Source organism: Coleofasciculus sp., assembly GCF_046539235.1.
Classification (GTDB): domain Bacteria; phylum Cyanobacteriota; class Cyanobacteriia; order Cyanobacteriales; family Coleofasciculaceae; genus Coleofasciculus.
Genome location: NZ_JBKHHI010000313.1, coordinates 1 through 8,029, shown reverse-complemented (window position 1 = coordinate 8,029; position 8,029 = coordinate 1). Strand labels below are relative to the sequence as shown.

Annotated in this window: 7 protein-coding genes; 6 read left to right on the top strand and 1 reads right to left on the bottom strand. The window is 46.4% G+C overall.

Features of this window, described 5'->3' with window-relative positions; genetic code table 11:
* The coding region (fghA, locus tag ACLFWI_RS22310) for an S-formylglutathione hydrolase (protein WP_446414744.1) at nucleotides 1–809 on the bottom strand (809 nt) is incomplete at its 3' end.
* Nucleotides 810–1,520: 711 nt separating this feature from the next.
* On the opposite strand from fghA, the gene ACLFWI_RS22305 reads away from it, so the two are divergent.
* The 6 genes from ACLFWI_RS22305 to ACLFWI_RS22280 all read left to right on the top strand — a co-directional run bounded on the left by ACLFWI_RS22305 (nucleotide 1,521) and on the right by ACLFWI_RS22280 (nucleotide 7,972).
* A complete protein-coding gene (locus tag ACLFWI_RS22305; protein WP_446414743.1) occupies nucleotides 1,521–2,198 on the top strand; it encodes a hypothetical protein in 678 nt (225 codons plus the stop codon).
* A 240-nt stretch (nucleotides 2,199–2,438) separates the two neighbouring features.
* The gene (gene ftsH / locus ACLFWI_RS22300; protein ID WP_446414742.1) at nucleotides 2,439–4,526 is read left to right on the top strand and encodes an ATP-dependent zinc metalloprotease FtsH; all 2,088 of its coding nucleotides are present in this window, start codon (nucleotides 2,439–2,441) and stop codon (nucleotides 4,524–4,526) included.
* A gap of 129 nt (nucleotides 4,527–4,655) precedes the next feature.
* The gene (locus ACLFWI_RS22295; RefSeq protein ID WP_446414741.1) at nucleotides 4,656–6,026 is read left to right on the top strand and encodes a DUF1800 domain-containing protein; all 1,371 of its coding nucleotides are present in this window, start codon (nucleotides 4,656–4,658) and stop codon (nucleotides 6,024–6,026) included.
* A gap of 37 nt (nucleotides 6,027–6,063) precedes the next feature.
* Nucleotides 6,064–6,564: a hypothetical protein gene (locus ACLFWI_RS22290; RefSeq protein WP_446411034.1), complete on the top strand. Its 501-nt coding sequence runs from the start codon at nucleotides 6,064–6,066 to the stop codon at nucleotides 6,562–6,564.
* 42 nt (nucleotides 6,565–6,606) lie between these two features.
* Nucleotides 6,607–6,879 (top strand): hypothetical protein, encoded by a 273-nt coding sequence (locus tag ACLFWI_RS22285; protein WP_446414740.1) that lies wholly within the window; start codon nucleotides 6,607–6,609, stop codon nucleotides 6,877–6,879.
* Between the two features lie 4 nt (nucleotides 6,880–6,883).
* On the top strand, nucleotides 6,884–7,972 hold the full coding sequence (locus tag ACLFWI_RS22280; RefSeq protein WP_446414739.1) for a glycosyltransferase family 4 protein: 1,089 nt from the start codon (nucleotides 6,884–6,886) through the stop codon (nucleotides 7,970–7,972).
* Nucleotides 7,973–8,029: the final 57 nt, after the last annotated feature.

Here is an 8,029-nt window from a genome sequence, read left to right as displayed (position 1 = left end):
ACAAACGAGGAAATGAAATAATAGCTGTGATTATACCCTTCCTGGAAGCGTAGTGTTAAAGGAACCCCGGCTTTTTCACAAGCTTGGGCAAAGATACCAGGAAGCAATTGCTGCTTTTCTAAAAAGGGATCGGCTGTCCCTTGATCAATAAGAATTGGACGCTTATATCCCACAGTTAACACTAATTCGCTAGCGTCATAAATGTCCCAACTTTCTTCATCCTCACCCAAATAATTCGTAAATGCCTTTTGTCCCCAAGGACATTGTGTTGGTGCGGCAATGGGAGCTAAAGCCGAAACAGAGGTATATTGCTCAGGATTTCTTAAAGCACAAATCAGCGCCCCATGACCCCCCATAGAATGACCAAAAATCCCCTGATGATCAATTTTAGCCGGGAAATGTTGGGCAATAATTGCTGGTAATTCATCAACCACGTAGCTATACATTTGATAATGATCTGACCAGGGTTCTACTGTCGCATCGACGTAAAAACCGGCACCTGTACCGAAGTCCCAATCGTCATTTTCTCCTGGAATCCCCGTATCGCGGGGACTGGTATCTGGTGTCACCAGAATTAATCCGTACTTCGCCGCAAACTTCTGCGCCCCGGCTTTTGCCATAAAATTTTCTTCAGTACAGGTTAAGCCCGAAAGGAAATAAAGAACCGGGACTCGTTCGGATTTGGCTTGAGGCGGTTGGTAAACAGCAAACCGCATTTTACTCTTGCAGGTTTGAGAGTGATGGGAGTAAAAGCCAACTGTACCACCGAAACATCGATTTTGTGAGATAATTTTGGGGGCTGTGGACATAGATTAGTTCTGTAGTGAGCAGCAGTAGATGTGGCTTTTTAAGTCGGCTGTTTTGATACCTGACGCCCAACCCATACCGGCAAGAAGGCTAATAGTCGCTATTGATCCGATAAAGCATGAAGCAAGGGTCAGTCTTGTTCTATTCTCCCACAGACAGGGGATCATCGTCTGCTTTAGATTAGTGATTATTATGAATCGCTGCTCACGGAATCAAGTTGTCACAGGTTGAGAAAACGGCTAAGGTATCTGCTCGAATGTGGAGAGCGCGATCGCCGGATGGTGGAATGATCTAGAATCGAAGCACAATCCGGATGGTGCGGCTATAGTAGAGTAGATTTACCTTTAATTCTAGACCTAAGGTAGCTTAACTGGAAAAATTCTATCCCCTCTCCCAGACTTGGCAGAGGGGATAGGCGGTGAGGGCGAAACCTGTCTGTCAATTCCGAGCATTTGGGTTTAAGTTGATACCAATATCAGTAACTATAGAAATTCTTATAACCCTGGTGATAGGACCTGGAAAGGTTTTAAGATCCTTGGGGATGGACAATTGAGTCCATCTCGTTTTCAATTAGAAAACGGAGAACAGCTAGAGAACCGCCCCAATAGACTCAATCATGTATAAACTCATAAGGAGTCAAGTCTCACCGATGGCAGTCAGCCTGTATCAGTGACAATAAGTGGTAGTTCAGTTTTGAATGTGAGGTAAGAGTGATGAGTGATGGTATGGCATTCCTAACCGGGGCTGCCTTTGCGGGGGTAGCGGTTCTGTTTATGATGAAAGGCGGAGACAGTCTTGGCATTACGAATGTCCCTCCCTCTCAAACCGCTCAACTTCCACAGAGCAATCCTGATAATCCCTATAATCCGGCTTATGGGCAGAACCCGCAAATGCCAGTTCCGACGACACCGGGTTTTGCCGGTAATGATTTTGAACAGCAACAGGTTACAGTAGAACGCTTGAAAGGCATGCTGGAACAGCAACGCGCCGAAACGGAACAGCTAAAAGCTCAGATGCAAAACCAGCAAGCGTTGATTGACAATCTTATGGGACAAAATAATCCCAATAATCCCAATAGTTTCATACCACCTCGGATTGAAGCAGCGCCCCCTGTAACTCCTGTCCAGCAGTCTGAGCAAGATAATTCGATTCTTTCCGGCTTGGTTTGGGGATTGGGTGGTATGGCGGTAACGATTAGTGGTGGTGTTGTAGTTGTGGGATTATTAGCAGTGCTGTCGCGACAGCAACAACCACGTCCACCTCGGACAACTTACGTTGTCCCCCATCCCTACAATGCGCTTCCTTATGCCCCCTCAGCTAGGCGGCGCACTGAAGTAATACCGCCTCCTCTTGATGATAGACAAGTGGATTATGTGGAATATGAGCGTTAGTCCAAAAAGGCGAAAGACAGAGGACAGAAGGCTGTAAGGTTTGTACCAAATTCGCATTGCCTAAACTGGGCTTCTGGATGGGAACGCTCATATCCTGGATCATGTAAAACCATGTCCTGGAAGGAAGTGAAGGAAGAATCCCCACTTCTTTAGGCTGGGGAGTGCTAACTTGCTACCCTAAAAATAGGAATTCTCCCATCCACCCAAGCCCACGGCATCAAGCGTGCAGGTAACAAATGTATGAGTATTAAAGACAAGCCGAAATCGCCACACGGTCGCCAGATTGGTCTTATCCTATTAATTCTGGCGAGTGTATCCTTACTGGGGTACTTGTTTGTACCCAAATCTCCTCGGTTTCCCCTAGTACCCTATAGCAAATTTCTCGACCAACTGAACGACGGTAAAGTCACACGGGTTTCGGTGGGGGAGGAACAAGTGATTTTTCAGCTTAAGCCCACTCAAGATCCCCTAAAGGCGACTCAAGACTTGCTGCAAGCAACTCAAGATCCTCTCCAAGCCACTCAAGACTTGCTGGAAACGCCAGAACAGCCATTAGAGACGGAAGCAGAACCTGACTTGGACACCCCTGACAATCCGTTAAATTCGACACCAGAAGATCCCCTCAACCCGACGGATGAACTGCTCAACCCGAATCAGGAACAAGGACAAATCTATGCTACGCTGCGGATCGATGATCCAGACTTGGTGAAAAATCTTCAGCAACAGGGGATTGAGTTTTTTGCCGCACCGCCGCCCAAAAATGGTTGGTTACTGAGTCTGTTAAGTTGGGTGATTCCGCCCCTAATCCTTGTCGCCGCCTTTCAGTTTTTCCTGCGCCGCAATGACAGAGACGCTGAAGGTGCGCTTTCGTTTAGTAAAAGTAAGGCAAAGGTTTATGTAGAAGGAGAATCGGCTAAAATTACCTTTGCTAATGTCGCCGGGGCGGAGGAAGCCAAGACAGAATTAGTGGAAATCGTGGAATTCCTGCAAAACCCTGATCGCTTTACCGCAATTGGGGCGCGAATCCCTAAAGGGGTACTGCTGGTGGGACCTCCGGGAACGGGGAAGACACTCTTGGCAAAAGCGGTAGCTGGGGAAGCCGGAGTTCCTTTCTTTAGTATTTCCGCTTCGGAGTTTGTGGAACTGTTTGTGGGTACTGGTGCTGCGCGGGTTCGGGATCTATTTGATCAGGCAAAAAAGAAAGCTCCCTGTATTATCTTTATTGATGAATTAGATGCGATTGGCAAATCTCGGAGTAGTGGGAATTTCCATAGTGGCGGAAATGATGAACGGGAACAGACGCTGAACCAATTGCTCACCGAGATGGATGGATTTGCGGCTGGAGATGCGACGGTGATTGTTCTGGCGGCGACGAACCGCCCTGAAAGCTTAGATCGGGCATTGTTACGTCCGGGACGCTTTGACCGTCAGGTATTGGTTGACCGTCCTGATTTAGCTGGACGTAAAGAAATTTTAAGCATTTATGCCCAAAAAGTCAAATTGGGTGAGGATGTTGATCTACACGCGATCGCAACTCGGACTCCTGGGTTTGCTGGGGCGGATTTAGCCAATCTAGTCAATGAAGCCGCCCTATTAGCCGCCCGTAAGCGCCAGGATACCATTGCTCAAGCCGACTTTGCCGAAGCCATTGAACGAGTCGTGGCGGGGTTGGAGAAGAAAAGCCGGGTTCTTAGCGATGTTGAGAAAAAGATTGTCGCTTATCACGAAGTTGGTCATGCTTTAGTCGGTGCGTTAATGCCAGGGAGTGGTAAAGTCGCGAAAATCTCCATTGTGCCACGGGGAATGTCTGCTTTGGGATACACGCTACAACTACCCACAGAAGACCGTTTTTTGATGAATGAAGTGGAACTCCGGGGTGATATTTCCACACTTTTGGGGGGACGCGCCGCTGAAGAAATTGTCTTTGGCAATATCACCACAGGGGCGGCGAATGATTTGCAACGCGCCACGGAGTTAGCCGAACGCATGGTGACGACCTATGGCATGAGTAAAGTTTTGGGTCCTTTGGCGTATAATCAAGCTCAAGGTAATAGTTTCTTGGGCAATGCTGGCGGTAATGTACGCCGGAGTGTCAGTGATGAAACGGCAAAAGCGATTGATGTGGAAGTGCGAGAAATTGTGGAAACATCCCATCAGCAAGCCTTGGCAATTCTCAATCACAATCGCGATTTACTCGAACAAATTGCACAACAGATATTAGCAACGGAGGTGATTGAAGGGGAAAATTTGCAAAATCTGCTGCAACAAGTGCGCCCAGTGGATAATTATAATTTTGTCGCCTTGGAGAATAATCGTGTAGCATCATAGAATAGAGTGAAGATGGGGGAGCAATGTAGAGACGTGCCATGGCGCGTCTGGGAGCAGAGGGAGCAGAGGGAGCTGGGGGAGATGAGGTAGAGATTTCCTAATCAACAAATGACAAATGACAAATGACAAATGACAAAATCCCTCCATATTCTAAATCGTCTCAGTTTTGGTTCTCGTCCCGGTGATATTGAACAAATCCAATCGATGGGGATTGAGGCTTATATTCAATCTCAACTTTCGCCAGACTCCATTCCCGAATCTCCGCAAATCACTCGCCAGCTTAATCAATGGCGTACTCTCAAACTGACTCCAGTTCAGTTACTTAGACAGTATAAACCCCGCCGCCAAAAACAGCGTTCAGAGGAGGAACGACAGAAAGCTCGCCAAAAAGCTAGACAGCCGTTACAGCAAGCAATACAGGCGCGATTACTGCGTGCGATCGCCAGTTCTCGGCAATTGCAAGAAGTAATGGTAAACTTTTGGTTTAATCACTTTAATGTTTTTGCCAGAAAAGGAGATATTAAATTCTGGGTTGGTGTCTATGAACAGCAAGCCATTCGACCTTATGCCCTGGGTCGTTTTCGGGATTTGCTAGCCGCAACGGTTCATCATCCGGCGATGTTGGTTTATTTAGATAACTGGCGCAATACTGCCCCCAATAGTCCGGGTGCAAAGGGGAGATTTCGCGGTATTAATGAAAATTATGCCCGTGAATTGATGGAACTTCATACCTTGGGTGTTGATGGCGGCTATAGTCAGGATGATGTAATTGCCTTGGCTCATATTCTAACTGGATGGGGATTGGATTTGGATGGAAATAAGGGGGATAGCAATGGCTTTTATTTCGATAGAAACCGCCATGACTATAGTGATAAACTATTTCTAGGTCAACGGATTAAAGGCAGTGGCGTAGCGGAAGTGGAACAGGCGATCGATAGTTTGGCTAGCCATCCAGCGACTGCCCGTTATATTAGTTATAAACTTGCCCAATACTTTGTCGCCGATGAGCCGCCTTCCGGTTTAGTGAAGCGACTGGCTAAGAAATTTTTGCAGACAGAAGGGGATATTCGGGCTGTCTTAGACACCCTTTTTCAACGTCCTGAATTTTGGCAGGCAAATGATTACGGTCGTAAATTTAAGACTCCCTATCACTATATTATTTCCGCTGTCCGGGCGACGGGGACAAAAGAGCCAAATTTAAAGCGGATTTCGGGTATGTTAAATCAACTGAGTATGCCGCTTTATAACTGTTCCACGCCTGAGGGCTATAAAAATACCCAAGACGCTTGGTTGAGTCCCGATGCGATGCTACGGCGGGTCAGTTTGGCAACGGCGATAGCCCAGGGACGCTTGGGTGATAATCAATCGGTGGATGCGAATCAACTTCTGAATACATTAGGTGATAGTATTTCGGCTCAAACTAAAAGGGAGATTGAGAATAGTCCCGAAAAGTTACGGGCAGCTTTGATTTTAGGGAGTCCAGATAGTATGTATCGATAATGAATCAATTAAACTAAGTAACAGTCAAGGGAAAAATATGGGTAAGAAGTCACGTCGAAAAAGAAATTTAAAGGAAACTAGAGACGGTCTAGAGGACGTTAAATCTATTCCTGAGGATGCAGTAGGCGAGATCCTAGTAGAAGCGGCTCGTTTACAGGCTGAAGCGAATAAAAGTTACTCCTTAGCGGATCTAAAACAAATTGGTTCAGAGGCAGGAATTCCGCCACATCTTGTTGAGACAGCGGTTATAAATATAGAAGAAAAACAGGGGCGTAGACAGCACAAAAAGCCAAAATTAAAAAAGTTTATAAAAAAACACATTAAAAAAGGGATATCTGTGGGCATTCCCCTCGTGATTCCGGCAATTGCTGTGTCTAGTCTTTTTATATTGCGAGCGCCGTTGCAGCAAGTTGTATCGGGGTTTATCTCTCCTTTGAAGTCTGACTCAAAGCCGTTACAAGAACCTAACCCGAAGCCGTTACCAGCAGAAAAGGAATTTGAGTACATCCCTAGCCAAAAACCAAAACCGATTCCATAAGACGATTTTCGCAGCGCTGTTTTGGGAAAAACTAAGTCGCAAGTGATTCAAGCCGTCGGCAGACCTGATAGAACATCAGATGGGGGTAACAGAAGTTATTGGTTTTATGATGAGAAAGCGTTAGATAAGGTTTCTGGTAAAAGAAGTTTTGCCAGTGTAAAAATCCAAAACGATGTTGTTAGGGGCGTAAGCTTCGAGACTTACTCAGCGAAAACCATGAAGCAGGTCAAGTTGTGTGGAACAGTTATTGATAAATCTATTTCTAGATTAGCTCAACCTATACTGCTAATTGACGGGTTATTTTATAAGTCATAATTTAATGAACGATCATTCTCTAAAATTACTGCTCATTTCTAGTCCTGTGGGTTCTTTGGGTTCAGGATTAACTGGCGGTGTTGAATTAACCTTGCGTAATGTGGCTAGCGATTTATTTAGACGCGGGCATCAGGTGACTATTGTAGCAACCCAAGGGTCTACGGGTTGGGGTATGCCCCTCGTGGAAATTGGGGGAACTGTGCAAACCAGCGCTCAAACGCAAGCACGAGATACACCGATTATTATTCCCCCAGCTTCGGTATTGGCAAGGTTTTGGGATTATGCACGGCAAGTGCAATTTGACTATGATTTAATTTTCAACTTTGCTTATGATTGGTTGCCTTTTTATTTAACGCCATTTTTTAGTCGTCCCATTGCCCATTTGGTGAGTATGGGTTCTATCTCAGAAGCCATGGATGAGATAATTGAGCAAGTGGTGATGGCGTTTCCGGGTACAGTGGCGGTTCATTCTCACGCACAGGCGGCTACCTATACTTTTGGCGATCGCTGTCGGTGTTTGGGTAATGGTATTGATATATCATGCTATAATTTCTGTCCAGAACCCAAACCGTGGTTAGGATGGGTGGGGCGAATTGCCCCAGAAAAGGGGTTAGAGGATGCAGTGGCGGCGTCTCATAAGACGGGGATTCCCCTGAAAATTATGGGAGTGCTGCAAAATCAGGACTATTGGCAACAGATTTTGCGGGATTACCCAGAGGCGCCAATTCATTATTTGGGGTTTTTCTCGACGAGTGAATTGCAGCAGCAGTTACGGCGATGTCGGGGATTATTAATGACGCCGCGTTGGGTGGAAGCCTTTGGCAATGTGGCGATAGAAGCCCTCGCCTGTGGTGTTCCGGTGATTGCTTACCGTCGCGGTGGACCGACGGAAATTGTCGAGGAGGGGAAAACGGGGTTTTTGGTAGAACCGGATTCCGTGGCGGGATTGGTTGAGGCGATTAACAGATTGGATAGGATTAACCGCTATACCTGTCGTCAACAAGCCGAAGCCAAATACTCGACCCAGGCGATGTGCGATCGCGTGGAGCAGTGGTTGTACAATATTTTGATGGAATGGGAAAAGACAATTTGACCAGTAGGGGTTTGGTTACCAAACCCCAAGAATTTAATTACCAAACCCCAAGAATTT